Here is a 19,413-nt window from a genome sequence, read left to right as displayed (position 1 = left end):
GCGAGCTTTCGCGGTACGGGGCTTTTTTAAGGTATCAGAAAGTATAAGCTTCGGGGGATTGACATCCTGATATCGCAAGAAAAACTTCCGCTAAACGCGGTCTGTCTACATTGAATGTACGTCGATTGACGTTTTTCTTATGCTTGAAGAAGATACGAATGTTTGATCGTATTTATGCTATACTGGAACTTAACGAATTGTCCGTCGTAGGAGGTACTTCCATGTCTTTACAGTTCATACTCGGCCGCTCCGGCAGCGGCAAAACCAGCCTCATTCTCGACCGGGTGACCGCCAAGCTGCGCGAGCAGCCGATCGGTCCGCCGCTGATTATTTTAACCCCGGAGCAAGGCACGTTTCAGATCGAGCAGCGGATCGCCACGGCCCCGGGCTTGCGCGGTACGGTACGCACCCAGGTGCTTGGCTTTCGCCGTTTGGCGCTGCGCGTCATGCAGGAAACCGGCGGTGCGGCGCTGGTGCCGATCGATGATGAAGGCAAAAAAATGCTGCTATATAAGCTCATGCGCCGCCGCAAAGGCGAGTTGAAGCTGTTTGGACACGGCGGAGACCAGCTCGGATTAATTGACCGGATAGCCGGACTATACACGGAAATGAAGAAATACAACGTGGATTTCTCAGCTCTGCGGGAGCATTATCAACTCCTGGAGCAGACCGAAGGGGAATCCCCTTTATTAAAGGATAAAATGCACGATCTTAGCCTTTTGTTTGCGGAGTATGACGAAGAGCTGTCCCGCTTGTACATCGACAACGAGGACCATGTCGTCAAGCTGGCGCAGGGGGCTAGCAAGTCGGCTTATTTGCGCGGGGCGGAAATTTGGATTGACGGGTTTCATACGTTTACGCCGCAGGAATATACAGCGATCCTCGCACTGCTGAAGACGGCGGCTTCCGTCACCGTCTCGCTGACGTTGGACCGGGTATACAGCAATGGAAATCTGCCGCATGAACTAAACCTGTTTTATACCCCTGCATCCGCCTTCGTTAAGCTGAGCCGACTGGCCGCAGAAGAGGGAATTGAAGTTCTGCCGGCAGAGCTGTTGGAGGCCCGTCCGTTTCCGCGGTTTCGGGAGAGCGAGACGCTTTCGTACCTGGAGTCTGCGTACGAGCGGCGTTCGCCGTGGCCGAAGTCCGAGCCGCCTCAGGATTTGGAACAGGCCCTATCTTTGCACCGGGCTGCCAGCCGGCGGGCTGAGGTTGAAGGCGCGGCGCGCGAGATGGTTCGCCTCGCCAGGGAAGAAGGCGTGCGTTGGCGGGACATGGCGCTGCTGGTGCGCAACTTAGGGGATTATGAAGAACTGCTTGCTCCGACGATGGAAGCATACGGGATCCCTTATTTTCTTGACCAGAAAGCAAGTATGCTGTATCATCCGATGATCGAATTTATCCGGGCCGCGTTGGACGTGGTACTCGGGTTTTGGAGATACGAAGACGTATTTCGCTGCGTGAAAAGCGAATTTCTTCTGCCGCTGGACGGCAGCCTGACGCGCGAGCATATGGATGTGCTGGAGAATTATGCTCTGGCGAGCGGGATTCAAGGTTACCGTTGGTTTGACGGCCGTCCTTGGAAGTCGGCGCCAAGCCTGTCGCTGGAGCAGGAGGATCAAACGGCGGCATCCGTTAAAGCCATGGAGCAGCTGCAGCTGCTGGAGCGGTGCCGCGCTGCGGTCGCCGGCCCTTTGTCAGCGTTTGAGAAAGAGATCCGCAAGGCGAAGAACGCGGCAGACATGTGTGCCGCAGTATTCCATCTGCTGGAGCGGGTGGAGGCCGCCCAGCGTCTGGATGTGCTGGCGCATCGGATGGTGCGCGAAGGCAAGCCGCGTCAGGCGATGGAGCATCGCCAACTATGGAGCGCGGTATTGGACGTGCTCGACCAGATCGTGGAAATGATGGGGGACGAGCCTTTGGAGCTGGAGCTGTTTGCCGGCGTGCTGGAGACCGGGCTCAAGGAGCTGAAGGTGTCGCTTGTGCCGCCTTCGCTCGACCAGGTGCTGATCGGGAGTACGGAGCGGACGCGTTCGGGGCAAGTCAAGCATCTGTTCCTGCTTGGCATCAACGAAGGGATCATGCCGGCCAATCTGCAGGAGGAGGGTGTGCTCAGCGAGCAGGAGCGGGAGCGACTGGCGGAGCTTGGCTTGGAGCTGGCTCCGGGGCTGGCCCGCAAGCTGCTGGATGAGCGCTTCCTCATTTACGAAGCGTTGTCTGGGGCAAGCCGTTCTCTGTGGTTGAGCTACCCTGCTGCCGACGGAGAGGGCGGTGCGCTTTTGCCGTCGGAGGTGATCCGGCATGTGAAGCGGATTTTCCCGGGACTAACGGAGCGGCCGCTGCTGTTAACACCAGGACCTGCAAGCAGTTCTGCCGATCCGATGGCGTCGCAGCTTGAATTCGTCTCCCGTCCGGGCCCGGCGCTGAACGCCTTAATCGGCCAGCTGCGGCTGTGGAAGGCGGGAGAGTCCATTTCACCGCTATGGTGGCGTGTGCTGGAATGGTACAAGACCCGGCCGGAATGGGAGAGCAAAGCGGCGCGCCTGCTGACCTCACTGGATTATCGTAACCGGGTGCGCGGTTTGACGCCGGCAACGAGCCGACGGCTTTACGGCAAGCGGCTGCGGACAAGCGTGTCGCGAATGGAGCAGTTCTCGGCTTGTCCGTTTGCGCACTTCGCTTCGCATGGGCTGAAGCTGAAGGAACGCCAGCTTTACCGGCTGCAAGCGCCGGACATCGGACAGTTGTTTCACGCTGCGCTCAGTCAGATGGCGATCACTTTTAAGGCGCAAAACCGCAGCTGGGGGAGCCTCACGCCGGAGGAGGCGATTCAGGCGGCCAATTCGGCCGTTGATGAACTGGCGCCCAAGCTGCAGGGAGAAATCCTGTTAAGCTCCAAGCGCTACGGTTATATTTCCCGCAAGCTGAAAGCTATCGTCGGCCGTGCTTCGTTGATCCTTGGCGAGCAAGCGCGCCGGGGCAGCTTTGAACCGGTTGGACTGGAGTTGGATTTTGGACCAGGGCGGCCCTTGCCTCCGCTGACGTTTGAGTTACCGAACGGCTGCGTTATGGAAATTGTCGGCCGGATTGATCGTGTGGACATGGCGGAAGGGGAGCAAGGCCTGCTCTTGCGGGTCATCGACTACAAGTCAAGCCAGACCGACCTGAAGCTGCATGAGGTGTATTACGGCTTATCGCTGCAAATGCTCACGTATCTGGACGTCTTGTTGTCCTCGGCGGAAGCCTGGCTTGGCCAGCCTGCGCTCCCTGCGGGCACGCTGTATTTCCACGTGCATAACCCGCTGCTGCAGAGCAGCAACGGCATGAGCGCGGAGCAGGCGCAGCAGGAGCTGTTAAAGCGATTCAAGATGAAGGGCCTGCTGCTGGCAGACCGGGATGTGATCGCGAAGATGGACGCTCAGCTGGAAAAAGGCTATTCCGATATCATCCCGGTGGCGATCAAGGCGGACGGCGGCTTTTATAGCAGCGCCTCGGTTGCGACGCCGGAGCAGTGGGATACGCTGCTGGGTTCTGTGCGGCGGACGATTACGGAGATCGGCACGCGCATCACCGACGGTGACGTGCAGATTGCCCCATATCGGCTTGGGCTGGAAACGGCTTGTACGTTTTGTCCCTACAAACCGGTGTGCCGCTTTGAGGAAGCGCTGGACGGCAATGCATACCACGTCCTCGGCAAACCGGGCAAAAACGAAATTTGGCAGCTCCTTGGACAGGAGCGCGGAAAGGAGGCGAATCCTTCATGACCATCCCGATGAAACCCAAACCGGCCGGCAGTTATTGGAGCGACGACCAATGGCGGGCGATCGCTCTGTCCGGCGGCGACATGCTGGTGGCGGCGGCCGCCGGGTCCGGCAAGACGGCGGTGCTCGTCGAGCGGATTATCCGCAAGCTGACGGACCGCGAACAACCGCTGAGCGTGGACCGGCTGCTGGTGGCCACGTTCACCAAAGCCGCCGCCGCGGAGATGCGGGGGCGGATCACGGAAGCGCTGGAGAAGGAACTGGCCAAGGACCCGGGCAACGAGTACCTAAACCATCAGTTGGCCATGTTGGGGCGTGCTTCGATCACGACGCTCCACTCGTTTTGTATGGAAGTGATCCAACGCTATTACACGCTGATCCCGTTAGATCCGGGCTTTCGGATCGCCTCGGAAAGCGAGACGGCGCTGCTGCGTCAAGAGGTGCTGGAGGAGCTGCTTGAGGACAAATACGGCAGCGAACCGGAGGACAGCCCGTTTTTGAAGCTGGTAGATCTGTTTGGCGGAGAGCGCAGCGATACGGCGGTCTTTACGCTGGTGCAGCGGCTTTACGACTTCTCGCGCAGCCATCCTTGGCCGGATCATTGGCTTCAGGAAGCATCCTCAGCTTTTATGGCTCCGGATCTCGATGCCTTAGAGAAGAGCGCATGGGTCCAAAGCCTATTGGCCGATACGAAGTTGGCGCTGGGAGGCGCGATCAGCTTGCTGACTCAAGCGAAGGCGCTGGCGTTGTCTCCAGGAGGGCCGGAGCCGTACGCCGTCACGCTGGAGGACGATCTGAACGTGGTCCGCTCGCTGCAGGAAGCGGTGGCAGGCGGAGCTTGGGCTTCGTTGTATGACGCCTTTCAGGCTGTGAACTTCGGCAAGCTGAAGCCGGTCAAGAAAGACCAGACCGATCCGGAGGTGCAGGAGCGGGTTAAGGCGCTGCGGGAGGAAGCGAAGAAGACGGTGACCGATTTGCGCACGCAACTCTATGGCCGGCCGCCGGAGGCGTTTTTGCGGGAGATGCATGACATGGCTCCGCTGCTTGGCGCGTTGTCCGAGCTCGTAAGCGAATTTGGGGAACGTTACCGGCTGCAAAAAGTGTCCAAGGGCTGGCTCGATTTCTCCGACCTGGAGCATTATTGCTTGCAGATCCTGCGGCATCCGGATTCGGAGCCGGGCGAGCTTCGGCCGTCCGATGCTGCCTTGGAATACCGCCGGCAATTCGATGAGGTGCTGCTGGACGAATATCAGGACACCAATACGGTGCAGGAAACGATCGTACGGTTGATCTCCCGGGAGAACCCGGGCAACCGGTTTATGGTCGGCGACGTGAAGCAGAGCATCTATCGTTTCCGCTTGGCTGAACCGGGGCTGTTCCTGGAGAAATATCGGACCTATGGCGACGATTTTGACGGAGCCGGGCTGCGCATCGATTTAGCGCGGAACTTCCGCAGCCGGCGTGAGGTCGTTGATGCGGTGAATTTGCTGTTCCGGCAAATCATGAACGAAAGCGTGGCGGAAATTTCGTACGATACACGAGCGGAACTGGTGTATGGAGAAGGTTTTCCGCCGGAGGGGGCGGAGGATTATCGGCCCGAGCTCTTGCTGATCGATCGCGACAACGGCTCAAGCGGCGGTTCAGATTCGTCCGAACGCGGGGACAACGAATGGACGGACGGCGACGGCGGGGATGAGGAAGATGAGGCGGCGCTGATTGAAGCGGTGCGGCTGGAAGCCCGTGCGATCGCGGCCCGCATTCGCGGCATGCTGGGCGAAGGCGGCGAACCGCTGCGCATCTACGACAAACAGCTGCAGGCGATGCGCCCGGTCGCTTTCCGGGACATGGTGATTTTGCTGCGCTCAACGCTGACCTGGGCGCCGGCGATGATCGAGGAGCTTCGGATGGAAGGAATCCCGGCGTACGGGGAACTGAGCCAGGGGTATTTTCAGGCGTCCGAGGTCGAGACGATGCTGTCGCTCCTGCAGGTGATCGATAATCCGCTGCAGGATATTCCGCTGGCGGCGGTGCTGCGTTCTCCGCTGTACGATTTCTCCGAGGAGGAGCTGGCGGACATTCGCCTTGCTTCTCCAAGCGGCCGTTACTATGAGGCGGTGCTCGCACGGGCAGCCGCAGGGAATGCGGAGTCGGCTTTGAGCGACAGCAGGGGAGGCGACGCCGGGGAAGCCTCGGTGTATCACCCGGAGACGGGGCAAATTGAACCTTCGGCCAATGATGCTTTGGCGCTGAAGCTGCAGGCTTTCTTACGGCAGCTGGAAGCTTGGCGGAGCATGGCGCGGGTTGGACAGCTGGGCGACCTGATCCGAGAGATTTACCGGGAAACCGGTTATCTGGAATGGGTTGGCGGCTTGCCGGGCGGAACCCAGCGTCAGAGCAACCTGCAGGCGCTGCTGGATCGGGCGAGACAATACGAGGTATCGTCTTCTGCGCCCGGGTTGTTCCGCTTCTTGCGTTACGTCACACGGTTGCGCGAGAACGGCGGAGACCTTGGAGCTCCGGGGGATGCCGGGGAACAGGGCGACGGCGTTCGGATCATGACGATCCACAAGAGTAAAGGCTTGGAGTTTCCAGTTGTGTTCGTCGCCGGACTGTCCAAGCAATTTAACCGGCAGGATCTGAACGCGCCGTTTCTGATGCATAAGGAGCTGGGTTTTGGTCCGAAGTACGTCGACGCGAACACGCGCGTCAGCTACCCGACGCTGCCGAACCTGGCGATCCGGCGGCGGGCGCAAATGGAGCTGCTGGCGGAGGAGATGCGCGTCTTGTACGTGGCGCTCACCCGCCCGAAGGACAAGCTCGTGCTCGTCTCCTCGGTCAAAAATCTCACCAAGTCCGTCGAAGCTTGGGGCGGTGCACTTGAGGCAAGTGAACAGCAGCTGCCAGATTACTTGCTGGCGCGCGGCCGCTGCTATCTCGACTGGATCGGCCCGGCGTTGATTCGCCATCCAAGCGCGCGCGAGCTGCGACAGTTTGCCGGGCTGCCGGAGGTTGGCCCTGCCGTGTTAGCGGACAGCCCTTCTGACTGGCACATCGCGTTTCTTTCCGCCCGCTCGGCGGGACAGAACGGAGGAGCGGAAACAGAAGCGGCAGCAACTGCAGAGGCTGCGGCGGTGGACACGGCGCAAATCAAGGCGCTGCTGTCCGGGCAGCCGACAGCGGTCCTTGCAGAGGATGCGGACGGTACCGAGGCCGCTGAGATGAGAGCTATGGTGGAGTCCCGGCTCAGCTGGACGTATCCTTATGCGGCAGCAAGCCGAATCGCGGCCAAAACCTCGGTGACGGAGATGAAGGCGCTGCTGATGCTGCAGGAGGAGCCGGTGCGCGACGTCTTCGCCGAAGCGGAGCTATTGCGCGAGCGGGAGCAGGCGGAGGCGGAAGAGCAGCCGGATTTCAAGCTGCATCTGCGGCGGCCACGGTTCATGGAGCAGCGCAAGCTGACCCCAACCGAACGCGGGGTGGCCTACCATACGCTGATGCAGCATCTGCCGTTTGACGCAGAGCCGGGAATCGCGGTCGTCCAAGCGACGCTCGCCCGGTTGATCGAGCGGAAGATTATGACCGCTGAGCAGGCTGCGGCCATCGAGGTGGATAGCATCGCCAGATTGCTGCAGAGCCCGCTTGGCGAACTGCTGCGGCAGGCGGACTGGTTGAAACGTGAGATGCCGTTCAGCTACGGGCTGCCTGCAGCGGAAGCCTCGCCGCAGCTGGGGGGCTTGGAAGCCATGCAAGACGGCACAGCAGGCGACGCAATCCGGGAGCTGGATGGGGAAACGGTGCTGATCCAGGGGATCGTGGACTGCCTGTTCGCTGCAGGCGGCAAAGTGTACCTGCTCGATTACAAAAGCGACCGGGTGCTGGAGCATCGCGGCGGCGCTGCGGCCCTGGCGGAATCGTACCGGTTCCAGCTGGAGCTGTACGCCAAGGCGGTTGAGGAGATCACCGGTTCGACCGTGGATGAGAAGTGGTTGTATTTCTTCGACGGCGGCCAAGCGGTGAGACTGTAATCTAAAATGAGTATGGATAGAATTGCAGGTTTTACGGCTTTATGAAAAAAGGGATGTTTTGAACGCCGGCGTACTTGGCCGGAATCAAGGGGGAGAAACGGATGCGCATTTTACATACGGGCGATTGGCATTTGGGGCGCACGCTGGAGGGACGCAGCCGGCTCGCAGAGCAGGAGGCGTTTCTGGACGAGCTGGTGCAGATGGTTAAGGAGCAGCAGGTTGATCTCGTCCTGATGGCGGGCGACGTCTATGACAGTGTGAACCCGCCGGCTGCGGCGGAAGCGATGTTCTATGAGGCGGCGGCGCGGCTGACGGAGACCGGCTGTCATCTGGCGGTGATCGCCGGGAACCATGACCAGCCGGAGCGGGTGGCCGCGGTATCGCCGCTGGTTGCGCGCCGGGGCATTTCGCTGGTGGGGCTGCCGGTGCCGGAGGCGATCACCGTTCCCGTGCCGCGCACCGGGGAGACGGCGGTCATCGCCGCGCTGCCCTATCCTTCCGAAGCCCGGCTGTCCGAGCTGCTGGCCGGCGACGCGGATGAATCCGAGCTGCGGCTTGCCTACAGCGCCAAGGTAGGGCTGCTGATGCGCCAGCTGGCCGGTGCGTTTCGCCTGGACACGGTGAACCTCGCGATGAGCCATATCTATGTGCTTGGCGGCGTGGAGTCTGACTCTGAACGGCCGATTCAGGTTGGCGGCGCATATACCGTGGACCCGTCGGCGCTGGACATCGGCGCGCAATATACGGCGCTGGGCCACCTGCATCGGCCGCAGGCGGTGAAGGGAGGCGGATTGACCCGGTATAGCGGGTCGCCGCTGGCGTATTCTTTTTCTGAGGCAGGACAAGCCAAATCGGTGATGCTCCTGGACGTGGCGCCCGGGAAGGAGCCGATCTTGGAGGAGCTGTACCTGAGCAGCGGGCGGCCGCTGGTGCGCTGGAGCTGCCGGGGCGGACTGGCAGAAGCGTACCGCTGGCTGGAGGAGGGGAGGGACGCGAATGCGTTTATCGACCTCGAAATCAGTCTGAGCGAAGCGATGTCGCTGGGCGACATCCAGGCGCTGCGCAAAGCCCATGACGGGATCGTCCATATCCGGCCGGTATATCCGGGACGGGAGCTGCAGGAGGAGCTGGCCTCCCGGGAGAGTGTGCCGGTGCATGAGCTGTTCCGCAAGTTTTATCAGCGGCAAACCGGCGGAGCCGAGCCGGAGGCCGAGTTGGTCGAGCTGTTTATGTCGCTCGTCTCCGAAGAAGAGGACGAAGGTGCGGATGCGGATGGAGCGATGGAGGGAGTAAGCCGATGAAGCCGATTACGCTGAAATTAGCCGGGCTGCAAAGCTACCGTGAGATGCAGACGATCGATTTTACCGAGCTGTGCGAGACAGGGTTGTTTGGCATTTTTGGGCCGACAGGCAGCGGGAAGTCGACGATTCTGGATGCGATCACGCTGGCCCTTTATGGCAAGGTCGGCCGTGCATCCGGCGGAACCCAAGGGATTATGAACCATTTGGAAGACGCGCTGTTCGTCGCGTTTACGTTCGAGCTGACCTCTGCTGCCGGGACGGAGCGTTACCGGGTGGAGCGGCGGTTTAAGCGCCAGGGCGAGCTGTCGGTCAGCAATACGATCAGCCGGTTTATCGAAATTCTGCCGGATGATGAGGAAAAAGTGATCGCCGACAAGCTCGCTGACGTGACGCGCTGCGTGGAACAGAAGCTGGGCCTCAAGATGGACGATTTCACCCGCGCGGTCGTATTACCGCAGGGGAAATTCGCCGAGTTTTTGTCCCTGAAGGGGGCGGACCGACGGGCGATGCTGCAGCGCCTGTTCCACTTGGAGAAATACGGCGACCTGCTCGGGCAGAAGCTGACCCGCAAGGTCAGAGTGAACGAGCAGCGTCGCGCTGAGGTCGCTGCCGAGCAGCAAGGGCTCGGCAATGCCTCCGCCGAGGCGCTGGAGCAAGCGGCGGCAGCGGTGCGCGAAGCCGCAGCGCTCGCCGCCCAGCGGCGCCGCGAGCTGCTGCTCGCGCAGCAGCGCTACGACCAGCTCGCCAAAGTGCGCGAGCTGGCGGTGGAGCGCGCCGAGCGTGCGGCGCAGCTGGAGGCGCTGCGCGCGCAAGGCGGCGAGATCGCCGCGCTGGAGGCGAAGCTGGCGCGCGGGAGCGCCGCCGAGGCGCTCAGGCCGGTGCTGACGGCCTGGCAAGAGGCGCAGCGCGCCGCCGCCGTCCGCGCGCAGCAAGCGGCCGAGGCCGAGCAGGCCGCCCGGGCCGCGGCTTCGGCGGCCGCCGAGGCCGGCGCTGCTGCCGAAGCCGCAGCGGCGGCGCTCGGCCGCGAGGAGCCGGCGTTGCTCGTGCGGCTCGAGCAGCTGGAGCAGGCGCGCAGCCTGCAGGAAGAGGCCGCGCGCCTTAGCGCCGAGCTGCAGCGGCTCGCGGCGCAGCGCGCGGAGGGCGCGCAGCGTAAGCAGCACCTCGCCGAGCAGACGGCGAAGGAGGAGCAGCTGCTGGCCAAGGCGCAGACGCGCCAGCGCGAGCTGGAGCAGCAGCTGAAGGACACGGAAGTTAAGGCCGAGGAGCGTCATCAAGCGCAAGCTGCCGTACGGCTGGCCCAGCAGCTGGCCGCGTTGCAGGAGCAGCTTGCGCAAGCGGAGACCGAGGAAGCGGCTGCGCGTACGAGCTTGCAGCAGGCTGCAGGCAAGCTGGAGCAAATCGCGAGGGAGATTGCCGAGGTACAGCAATCCGGCCAAGCGCTTGCCGGACAGCTCGCGGAAACCGCTTTGGAGCTGACGGCAGTGGAGAAGGAGTTGCAGCAACATGCTGCTGAGCTCACCGGATACGAACACTCGCTGCGTCAGGCGCTGAAAGCCCGTGAACGTCATCTGTGGGCGGCACGGTTAGCCGAGCAGCTACACAGCGGCGAACCGTGCCCGGTGTGCGGCTCCGCGCATCATCCGGCTCCGGCCGAGGGCGATGACGACGGGGGCGCCGGCGAGGAGGCGGAGCTTGAGACGCTCGCCGCCCTGATCGCGGAGGCCCGCGAGCTGCAGTTCGCCGTCGCCCGCGACCGCGACGTGTGCAGCGCGCTGCTGCAGGCGCTGGCCCAGGACGGCGCCTTCGGCTACAGCGGCGAGCCTGCTTCTGCGCCAGGCGCGCTTGCTGCGGGCGAAGCCGCCGCCAGCGCCGAAGCCGCCGCCACAGCGGCTGCGCTCGCCGCGCCGCACGCAGCCGCGCCCGCCGGCCTCGCGGCCCTGCAGCGCCAGGCCGCGGCGCTGGCCGAGCGGCACGCCGCTTGCCGCCGCCGGCTGGAGGCGCTGCAGCGGGACGGCCGCGCAGCGCAAAGCGCGCTGGCGGCCTTGCAGCCGCAGCGTGCCGCCGCCGAAGCGGCGGAAGCCGCGGCCTCCGGCCAGCTGAAGCAGGCGGCCGCCCGCAGCGCGCAGCACCGCGAGGCCCTCGCGGCCAAGCAGCGCGAGTGGGCCGAGCTTTACCCGGACCTCTCGCCAGAGGAAGCCGCCCGGCAAATGGAGACGTATGCCGCCAAGGATCGGCTGGCCGAAGATTTGCGGGGCCGGCTGGCCGTCAGCGTGCCGTTTATCGAGGAGAAAACGGCCAAGCTGCAGGCATTGACCGGCGAAATGATCGAGCTGGACAAAACGCTGGTCCAATGGGAAGTACAGGAGCAAGGGAAACAGGATCTCCTGCGGGAGAAACAGGAGAGATTGCACGCCGTGGCCGGGGAACGTCCGGTTGATGAGCTGCTAACCGAAGCACGGGAGAAGCTGGCGGCCCTTCGTGAGCAGGCGGAGCGCAGCCGAGCAATGCAGACGGAAACAGCGGCCCGAAGCCATGAGCTCGCCAAAGCGGAAGCGCTGGCTGCTCAAGCGGCCGCATCGGCCCGGGAGCAGGAGGCGGAGCTTGCGGCCCGCTGGCTTCAAGCGCTGGAGGCGTCGCCTTTTGAGGAAGAAGCTTCCGTATTGAATAACCTGCTTGCCCCGGGAGAAGCGGAATCGATCGCGGAGACGGTGCAGCAACACCGCAGCCGGGAGCAGGAGCTCGTGATTAGCCTAAGTGAGCTGGACGCCAAGCTGTCGGGACAAACGGTCGGCGACGAGGAATGGCAGCAAAGTAGAGCGGCATTCGCCGCGGCGAAAGAGCAAGATGAAGCGGCCTTGCAGCAAAAAGCCCGGGCCGAGCGGGACTGGGAGGACCTGCAGGTTCGCCATGTCCGCTGGCAGGAGCTGGAGCAGGTCCGCAGCCAGCTGGAGCATGAAGCCGGCTTGCTCGCCAAGCTGCAATCAGCGCTGCGCGGGAACGCGTTCGTTGAGTATGTCGCGGAGGAGCAGCTGATGAATGTCAGCCATGCGGCTTCCCAACGTCTGCGGTTCCTGACGAAGCAGCGGTATGCGCTGGAGACCGACTCCGGCGGCGGCTTTGTCATCCGCGACGATGCGAGCGGCGGCGTGAAGCGCCCGGTGGCGACGTTGTCCGGCGGGGAGACCTTCCTGGCTTCCCTGGCGCTGGCGCTGGCCTTGTCAGCGCAGATTCAGCTTCGCGGCCAATATCCGCTGCAATTCTTTTTCCTGGACGAAGGCTTTGGGACGCTGGATCCCGAGCTGTTGGATACGGTCATCACCTCACTGGAGCACCTGCATCACGACCATCTCTCGGTGGGGATTATCAGCCACGTTGCCGAGTTGCAGACCCGGTTGGCCCGCAAGCTGGTGGTGATTCCGGCGGAAAGCGGCGGGGCCGGTTCCCGGATTAAGCTGGAACGGCTGTAGCCTTCACAAATTTAGAAAGAAAGCGCAAGGCGGGCCTTGTGGCAACGCCGCCGAGTAAGGAGACGAAACGGAGGAGCGGTATGAAGATACGGGTGCTGATCGCAGACGATAACTCGTTTATCCGTGAGGGAATGCGAATTATTTTAAACAGCTTTGAGGAATTCGAGGTGGCGGAGACCGTGGAGGACGGACAAAAGGCGGTCGAGTACTGCCGGTCCAACCCGGTAGACATTGCGTTGCTGGACGTGCGGATGCCAAATATGAACGGGGTGGAAGCGACCCGGCTGCTGACGGAGGAAGGGCTGGCGAAGCCGCTGATCCTGACCACCTTCGACGACGATGAATACGTCATGGACGCGATCCGTTTTGGCGCGAAAGGATATTTGCTGAAAAATAACGACCCGGAACGCATTCGCGACGCGATCAAAAGCGTGTATTACGGCCACAACGTCTTGCAGGACGTTGTGCTGGACAAGCTCAAGCAGACGCTTGCCTCTGGCGGAGCTTCGAAGGAAGCGGAGGTGCCGCCTCCGCCGGAATCGGTGAGCGCGCAAGCGAATGCGACTGCATCGCCGGTGACTCCTGCTGCAGCTTCAACTCCGGTAGGCACCGGCCTGTCGCCAAGCGATCTGGAGCGGTTCACCGAACGGGAGCTGGAGGTCATGTCCCGAATTGCCAAGGGCTTGTCCAACAAGGAAATCGCGAAGGAAATTTTTATATCAGAGGGAACCGTAGCCAACTACATCACCTCGATCCTGAACAAAACCGGGCTGGAGCACCGCACGCAAATCGCCATTTATTACTTGACCGGGAGGGTCCGCTAGCTTATGGAACGGTGGAGCATCGGCAACAAGTGGCTCGTGCTGGGCCTGGCCATTGCTTTGATCTATGCGAGGGAAGCTTCCCCGTCCCCCTGGCTGATCTTGATCGTTTTACTTTATTTGGCCTTGGACCTCACGGCGCTTCTGCTTCCCAAATTGGCGTATCGAAATGCGCTGTACGGAGCGATGCTGATCTACTGCGCCTGTTGCGCGGTTTACGTCTCTCCCGAGTTCGTGCTGCTGCTGCCGCCAACCACCTATGAAATGGCAAAGGGAAAGAGCACGCTCATCGTTGCTGCGGCGCTGCTTGCAGTACCGCTGCTCTTCCTGAAAGGGACGCTGGCAGCGGTATACGCGTTTATCGTGATCATCAGCTTGCTTAACAGGCATCATGTCCGCCGCCTGCTGATGAGGTTAAGCCGGCAGGAGGAGCAGCTCGACAAGCTGCGTTTGACTCAGGATAAGCTGCGGAAGCGGCTGAACGACAATGAGGACTTCATTCGGGCTTCGGAATACACGTATAAGCTGGAAGAACGAAACCGTCTCTCCCAGGAAATTCATGATGGCGTTGGCCACTCCATGACTGGGGCGCTGATCCAGATGGAGGCCGCCAAGCGTGTGCTGCATACCGACCCGCCAGGGGCGGAGAAGCTGCTGCAGAATGCGATTGGCATTGCCCAGGAATCGATTGAACGTATCCGGCAAACGCTGAAGAACATGAAGCCTCCGGTGGAGCAGTTAGGGATCCATCGGTTGAAAAGCGCCGTAGAAGCCTTTGGCAACCGTTCCGGACTGCAGACCCTGGTCGTCCATAGCGGAGATCTGGAGAAGATTACACCGCTTTATTGGAAAATCATTTATGACAACGTGACGGAGGCGCTGACCAATACGGCCAAATACAGTGGAGCTACCTCCGTACAGGTCGAAGTGCGGGTTCTCGGCAAATGGATTCAAGCCGTCGTAACGGACAATGGCCGAGGGCAAGCCAAGATCGTCAAAGGAATGGGCTTGATCGGTATGGAAGAGCGCGCGGCTGCGGTGAACGGCACGGTGATCGCAGACGGCACGCAGGGATTCAAGGTGACCACCTTAATTCCCTACGCACCTCCCGAATCATGAAGAACTTCATTGGCATGGGTCCGCCCCTAAGACAATATGAATTTTCTCATGCGCAAAGGATGAACTTATGCACTGACATAAGGGCATCCTTTTTTTCTACAATAAGGTCAAGAACGAAGCAGAATGGAGAGGTTGCAATGAACGTTTTAGAGATTCGCGGACTCACGAAAAAATTCGGCGACTTTATCGCAGTTGACAATATGTCCTTATCCGTGCGGGAAGGGGAGATCTTCGGATTTCTTGGATCCAACGGCGCCGGCAAAAGCACAACGATCAATCTGGCCGCTTCGCTGCTGCGTCCGACGAGCGGGGAGATCCGCATTTTGGATAAAGACATCAGCAAGCACAACCGCTTCGCCAAAATGAACCTAGGCATTGTTCCGCAGGATTTGGCGATTTACCAGGATATGACCGCTTATGAAAACGTGAAGTTTTTCGCCGGATTGTACGGCTTGCGGGGAGCAGAACTGAAGGAGCGGGTTGAGGAAGCGCTTCATTTTGTTGGGTTGGAGGATAAGGCGAAGAGCTTTCCGAAGAACTTCTCCGGCGGGATGAAGCGGCGGCTGAATATCGCTTGCGCCATTGCCCATCGGCCGAAGCTGATCATCATGGACGAACCTACGGTTGGCATTGATCCGCAGTCGCGCAACTACATTCTCACCTCCGTCCGGAAGCTGAACGAAATGGGCTGCACGATCATTTATACCAGCCATTACATGGAGGAAGTTGAAGAAATCTGCTCCCGGATCGCCATTATCGATCATGGCAAAATTATCGCGGACGGTACCAAAGAGCAGCTGATCGCCACGATCACCGATGTGAAGGAAGTGCGCATTGAACTGAAACAGGATGGCGAAGCGTTCCTGGGGCTGATCCGGCGGTTGCCCGGGGTAAGGACAGTAACGGCACAGGAATCCGAAATTCGTATTCATAGCGACTTGTCGGTGGATAACCTTAGCGGCATCCTGAAGCAGTTAATCGACGGCGGGGCTGTCATTCGTTCCGTTGAGGAGCAGGAGCCAAATCTGGAAACGGTGTTCTTGACGCTGACCGGACGCAACTTGCGGGACTAGAGCAGCGGTCGCAAACCGATCGCTTTGGGAGGAGATCTGAGGAATGAATACATTATCGATTGCACTTAAGGAGCTTAAGCAGGAGGCGCGCAACCGTTGGACGCTGGTGTTTATGCTCGCTTTTCCGATTGTGCTGATGTTAATTCTGGGTACAGCCCTGTCGAACGCTTTTGACAGCACCGCCCAGGTAGGGGATATTCGCGTGTTGGTGAAGGATAACGGTGACAATCCGGCTTTAACACAAGCCTTCAAGGCTTTTGCCCAAGAAACGGCCGGTATGGGACTAACGTTCGAGACGCTGGCTCCGGGGGCAGATGCCCGGAAAGAGGTCGAAGCCGACCATTACGATGAGTACGTAGAACTGAGCGGCCAAGGCGTGTTGCTCTACTTAAGCGGTCGGGATGCCATTCAGGGCAATGTCGTGCAAGGGATGCTGACGGCCTTTGCCCAGCAATATAACGCGATAATGGCTATTGAGAAGAACGCTCCTGGCCAATCGGAAGGAGCGATGGCGGCGGGAGCGGTGAATAACCAGGATTACATCAAAGAAACCTCGATTGCAGCCGACCGTCAGCCCGGATCGCTTGATTATTACGCGCTGGCGATGACCACCATGATCGCTTTGTGGGGCTCGCTGTCCGCCAGCCGGCTGATCACCGGGGAGATTCGGCAGGGGACCAGCATCCGGCTTGCGGCGTCTCCGATTGCCAAAGGCGAGATTTTTGCCGGCAAGGTACTCGGCAACGTGGTCATTAACCTGCTGTGCGTGATCCTCCTGATTCTCTTTAGTAAATATGTCTTTAAGGCTTATTGGGGAGAGCATCCGGGTGCGGTGCTGGCCGTGTTAGGCTCGGAAGTGATCATGGCCGTCAGTCTGGGGCTCGCAGTAAGCTATGTGCTGAAAGAGGCGGCAACGCAAGGAGTGATCTTGATTTTTACTCAAGTCGCAGCGTTCTTAGGCGGAGCGTACTTTCCTATGGGAGAACTCGGCCCGATGGGGGCGGCTGCCAAATTGTCACCGGTTCGATGGGCGAACGTAGCGATTACGCAAATCATTTATAACAATCAAGTTTCGGCGATGTGGCCGGTTGTAGCTCTAAATTTAAGTTTAGGCGTCGTTCTGTTGGCAGCGGCAGCCTGGATGATGCGGCGCAAGGAGGGGCTGTAACATGCTCAAGGACATTTGGTGGTTGACTTCCCAAACTTTGCGGAAGACGTTTCGTAAACGCAGTAATCTCATTCTATATGTAGCCCTGCCGCTGGCTGGAGTCTTATTATCGCTCATGATTTATGGCAACAGCGAAAGTGCCGGACTGCGGGTCGGCGTTGTGAATCATGACGGGAATGAACCGATCGCGGTGGATACGATCCGGTTTCTGGAAGGGCTGGATCAGATTCAGTTGACGGAAGTAACGGAGCAAGGGCTTCGCGAACAACTGGCAGCCGGGAAGCTGGACAGCGGTCTGGTGCTGGGGGCCGGCTATTCGCAAAGCATCCTTGCCGGGGAGCCCGACCATATCGGAATTCAATCGGTCAAAGGCGCTCAGGTCACCGCCTACATGAAAGCGATGCTCTACAATTACACCGGTAATCTGGCTGCCCTTACCCGGGTTGCTCAGGGAGACGAAGCGAAGTTTGCCAAGCTTTACGAAGATTATCAGCACTCCGGGATTACGTTCACCGTCCAGTCGGCTGACAGCTCTGTAGAGCAAAAGCATGCGATGACGTATCAAACGATTGGCTTCCTGGTTATGCTGATGATGATGTCAGCCGTGAATTTGTCGGAGTTGATTCTGAAAAGCCGGGAGGACCGCACCTTCTTCCGTGTGATTTCCTCTCCGATCAACGCCAAGCATTTTGTGATTTCTAACTTGATCGTCAATTTCGTGGTGATGGCGGTACAGATTGTGGTCACCCTGTTTTTCCTGGAGGTCGTGTTCCACATCGATACTGGGATTCCGTTTGGGCGGATGGCGCTGCTTCTGATGCTGTTTGCGCTCGTATCGATCGGCCTGTCGCTCGTGATCGTCGTGTTCTCTAAGAACAGCGGCATCTCCAGCGCTCTGCAAAATATTATCGTGACGCCGTCCTGCTTGCTCGCGGGCTGCTTCTTCCCAAGCGAGATCATGCCGGAAGCGGTGCGGCGGATCTCCGAGTTCATGCCGCAGCACTGGGTGTTGCAGTCGATTGAAACGCTGCAGCAAGGCGTAGGCTTTGCTCAGATCTGGTTTAACCTGTCTGTACTTGCCGCGTTTGCCCTGGTTTTCTTCCTGCTGGCAGCCTATAAGATCGCACGGAACAACGATACGCGTAATTTCATTTAAAATATTCATTCGCCGGTGATGTACATCACAGTAACAGTATCAACCTGCTGTTATACTACAGTTAGCCGACATCCTATTTGCAAGCACCCCGCCGGACGTATTGGTGACAGAAAGAGTCGTTGCTTTTTCCGTCCAATACGTCCGTGCGTAAAGCCAACTCATTCTGTGAGGCGGCAGGGTGCTTCTTTTTTTTGCCTATTTTCGGTAAAATGAAACCTATCACAGAATCTGTTTAGGAGGCTTTCCGATGGACAACTGTTTGTTTTGTAAAATCGTCGAGGGGACGATCCCGTCGAACAAGGTGTATGAGGATGATCGCGTTCTTGTTTTCCACGATATTCAACCCGCTGCACCGGTACATGTGCTGATCATTCCTAAGAAGCATATCGCTTCCATGAATGACGTGGCTCCCGAAGATTTTGCTCTGATCGGCGAGATGCACCGTGTTGCGCAAGAAACCGCGAAGAAGCTAGGCGTTGCAGAGAGCGGGTACCGGCTGATCAACAACTGCGGACCCGACAGCGGACAAGCGGTCGCGCATCTGCATTACCATCTGATTGGAGGCGCCAAGCTGGGCGCGTTGGTGCAATCCTCTAGCTCTCACGCGCTCTAAAACTCCTTTTAGAATTTGGAAGAGAAAAAAGCCGGTGCTCAGGTTGACACCCTATTTCTCTTTCCCCTATAATGAAGTTTGATGAACCGTGTTATGCTCTTGGACGGTCTGGTCGGAGGGAGGGAAAACTGGTGTCTGAAACTAAAGTTCGCAAAAACGAGACAATTGATGCTGCACTTCGTCGCTTTAAACGTTCCATCGCGAAAGATGGAGTATTGGCTGAGGTGAAGAAACGTAAGCATTATGAAAAGCCAAGCGTAAAGCGCAAGAAAAAGTCCGAGGCTGCTCGTAAGAGAAAGTTTTAGGAGGATTTAATCAGCGATGAATCTTAGCGAGCGATTGAACGAAGATATGAAGCAAGCGATGAAGAGTCAAGACAAGTTCAAGCTCTCCACCATTCGAATGGTTCGTGCTACGATCAAGAATCTTGAGATAGATTTGAAAAGAACTTTGAACGATAATGAAGTGCTTGATATCCTAAGTCGTGAAATCAAACAGCGCAAAGATGCCCTCCAAGAATTTGAGAAAGCGGGTCGTGACGATCTTGCCGAGCAAGTGAAAGCGGAAGCGGAGATCCTTGCTGAGTACCTTCCCGAACAGCTAAGCGAAGAAGAAATTAAAGTCATTGTACAGCAGACCATCCAGGAAACCGGTGCTTCTTCGAAAGCCGATCTCGGGAAAGTGATGAGTGCACTGATGCCCAAGGTAAAAGGCCGGGCAGACGGTAAGCTCGTAAACCAGACGGTTCAACAGCTTTTGCCATAACTTCGAGAGACAAACACCTTTTACGATGTATTCGTAGAAGGTGTTTTTTCATGTGCGCCCGGCATGGGCGATAAGCAAACCCAGGACAAACGTGTCAAGCGGTTGAACCGCCGTATGCCGAACGGTACGTACGGTGTGGAAGGT

At 59.2% G+C, this 19,413-nt stretch carries 12 protein-coding genes; all 12 read left to right on the top strand.

Features of this window, described 5'->3' with window-relative positions; all coding sequences use genetic code 11:
• Positions 1-221 precede the first annotated feature (221 nt).
• The 12 genes from addB (at position 222) to NSQ80_RS14250 (ending at position 19,269) form a co-directional block, all read left to right on the top strand.
• Entirely contained in the window at positions 222-3,764 is a 3,543-nt protein-coding gene (gene addB / locus NSQ80_RS14305; protein ID WP_260070470.1) for a helicase-exonuclease AddAB subunit AddB, read from the top strand.
• The gene (gene addA / locus NSQ80_RS14300) at positions 3,761-7,786 is read left to right on the top strand and encodes a helicase-exonuclease AddAB subunit AddA (protein WP_260070469.1); all 4,026 of its coding nucleotides are present in this window, start codon (positions 3,761-3,763) and stop codon (positions 7,784-7,786) included. The genes addB and addA overlap by 4 nt, the downstream gene beginning before the upstream one ends.
• A 101-nt stretch (positions 7,787-7,887) precedes the next feature.
• Positions 7,888-9,087: an exonuclease SbcCD subunit D gene (locus tag NSQ80_RS14295; protein ID WP_339299549.1), complete on the top strand. Its 1,200-nt coding sequence runs from the start codon at positions 7,888-7,890 to the stop codon at positions 9,085-9,087.
• Positions 9,084-12,554, top strand: coding sequence for an AAA family ATPase (locus tag NSQ80_RS14290; protein ID WP_339299547.1), 3,471 nt, complete (start codon positions 9,084-9,086; stop codon positions 12,552-12,554). The genes NSQ80_RS14295 and NSQ80_RS14290 overlap by 4 nt, the downstream gene beginning before the upstream one ends.
• 80 nt (positions 12,555-12,634) lie before the next feature.
• Positions 12,635-13,378 carry a response regulator transcription factor gene (locus NSQ80_RS14285; RefSeq protein ID WP_339299545.1) on the top strand — a complete coding sequence of 248 codons (744 nt, stop codon included), beginning with the start codon at positions 12,635-12,637 and terminating at the stop codon, positions 13,376-13,378.
• Positions 13,379-13,381: 3 nt separating this feature from the next.
• Positions 13,382-14,494 (top strand): sensor histidine kinase, encoded by a 1,113-nt coding sequence (locus tag NSQ80_RS14280; RefSeq protein ID WP_260070466.1) that lies wholly within the window; start codon positions 13,382-13,384, stop codon positions 14,492-14,494.
• 137 nt (positions 14,495-14,631) lie between these two features.
• Positions 14,632-15,567, top strand: coding sequence for an ABC transporter ATP-binding protein (locus NSQ80_RS14275; RefSeq protein ID WP_009224100.1), 936 nt, complete (start codon positions 14,632-14,634; stop codon positions 15,565-15,567).
• A 43-nt stretch (positions 15,568-15,610) separates the two neighbouring features.
• Positions 15,611-16,735 carry an ABC transporter permease gene (locus NSQ80_RS14270; RefSeq protein WP_339299543.1) on the top strand — a complete coding sequence of 375 codons (1,125 nt, stop codon included), beginning with the start codon at positions 15,611-15,613 and terminating at the stop codon, positions 16,733-16,735.
• Position 16,736: 1 nt separating this feature from the next.
• Positions 16,737-17,891 (top strand): ABC transporter permease, encoded by a 1,155-nt coding sequence (locus tag NSQ80_RS14265; protein WP_009224098.1) that lies wholly within the window; start codon positions 16,737-16,739, stop codon positions 17,889-17,891.
• Positions 17,892-18,138: 247 nt separating this feature from the next.
• Positions 18,139-18,504, top strand: a complete 366-nt coding sequence (locus NSQ80_RS14260; protein WP_009225544.1) for a histidine triad nucleotide-binding protein — start codon at positions 18,139-18,141, stop codon at positions 18,502-18,504.
• Positions 18,505-18,635: 131 nt separating this feature from the next.
• A complete protein-coding gene (rpsU, locus tag NSQ80_RS14255) occupies positions 18,636-18,809 on the top strand; it encodes a 30S ribosomal protein S21 (RefSeq protein WP_005547957.1) in 174 nt (57 codons plus the stop codon).
• 16 nt (positions 18,810-18,825) lie between these two features.
• Positions 18,826-19,269, top strand: coding sequence for a GatB/YqeY domain-containing protein (locus NSQ80_RS14250; RefSeq protein WP_009225545.1), 444 nt, complete (start codon positions 18,826-18,828; stop codon positions 19,267-19,269).
• Positions 19,270-19,413: the final 144 nt, after the last annotated feature.

The organism is Paenibacillus sp. FSL K6-2441 (assembly GCF_037964765.1).
GTDB classification, from domain to species: domain Bacteria; phylum Bacillota; class Bacilli; order Paenibacillales; family Paenibacillaceae; genus Fontibacillus; species Fontibacillus phoenicis.
This window is presented reverse-complemented; position numbering and strand designations above follow the sequence as displayed.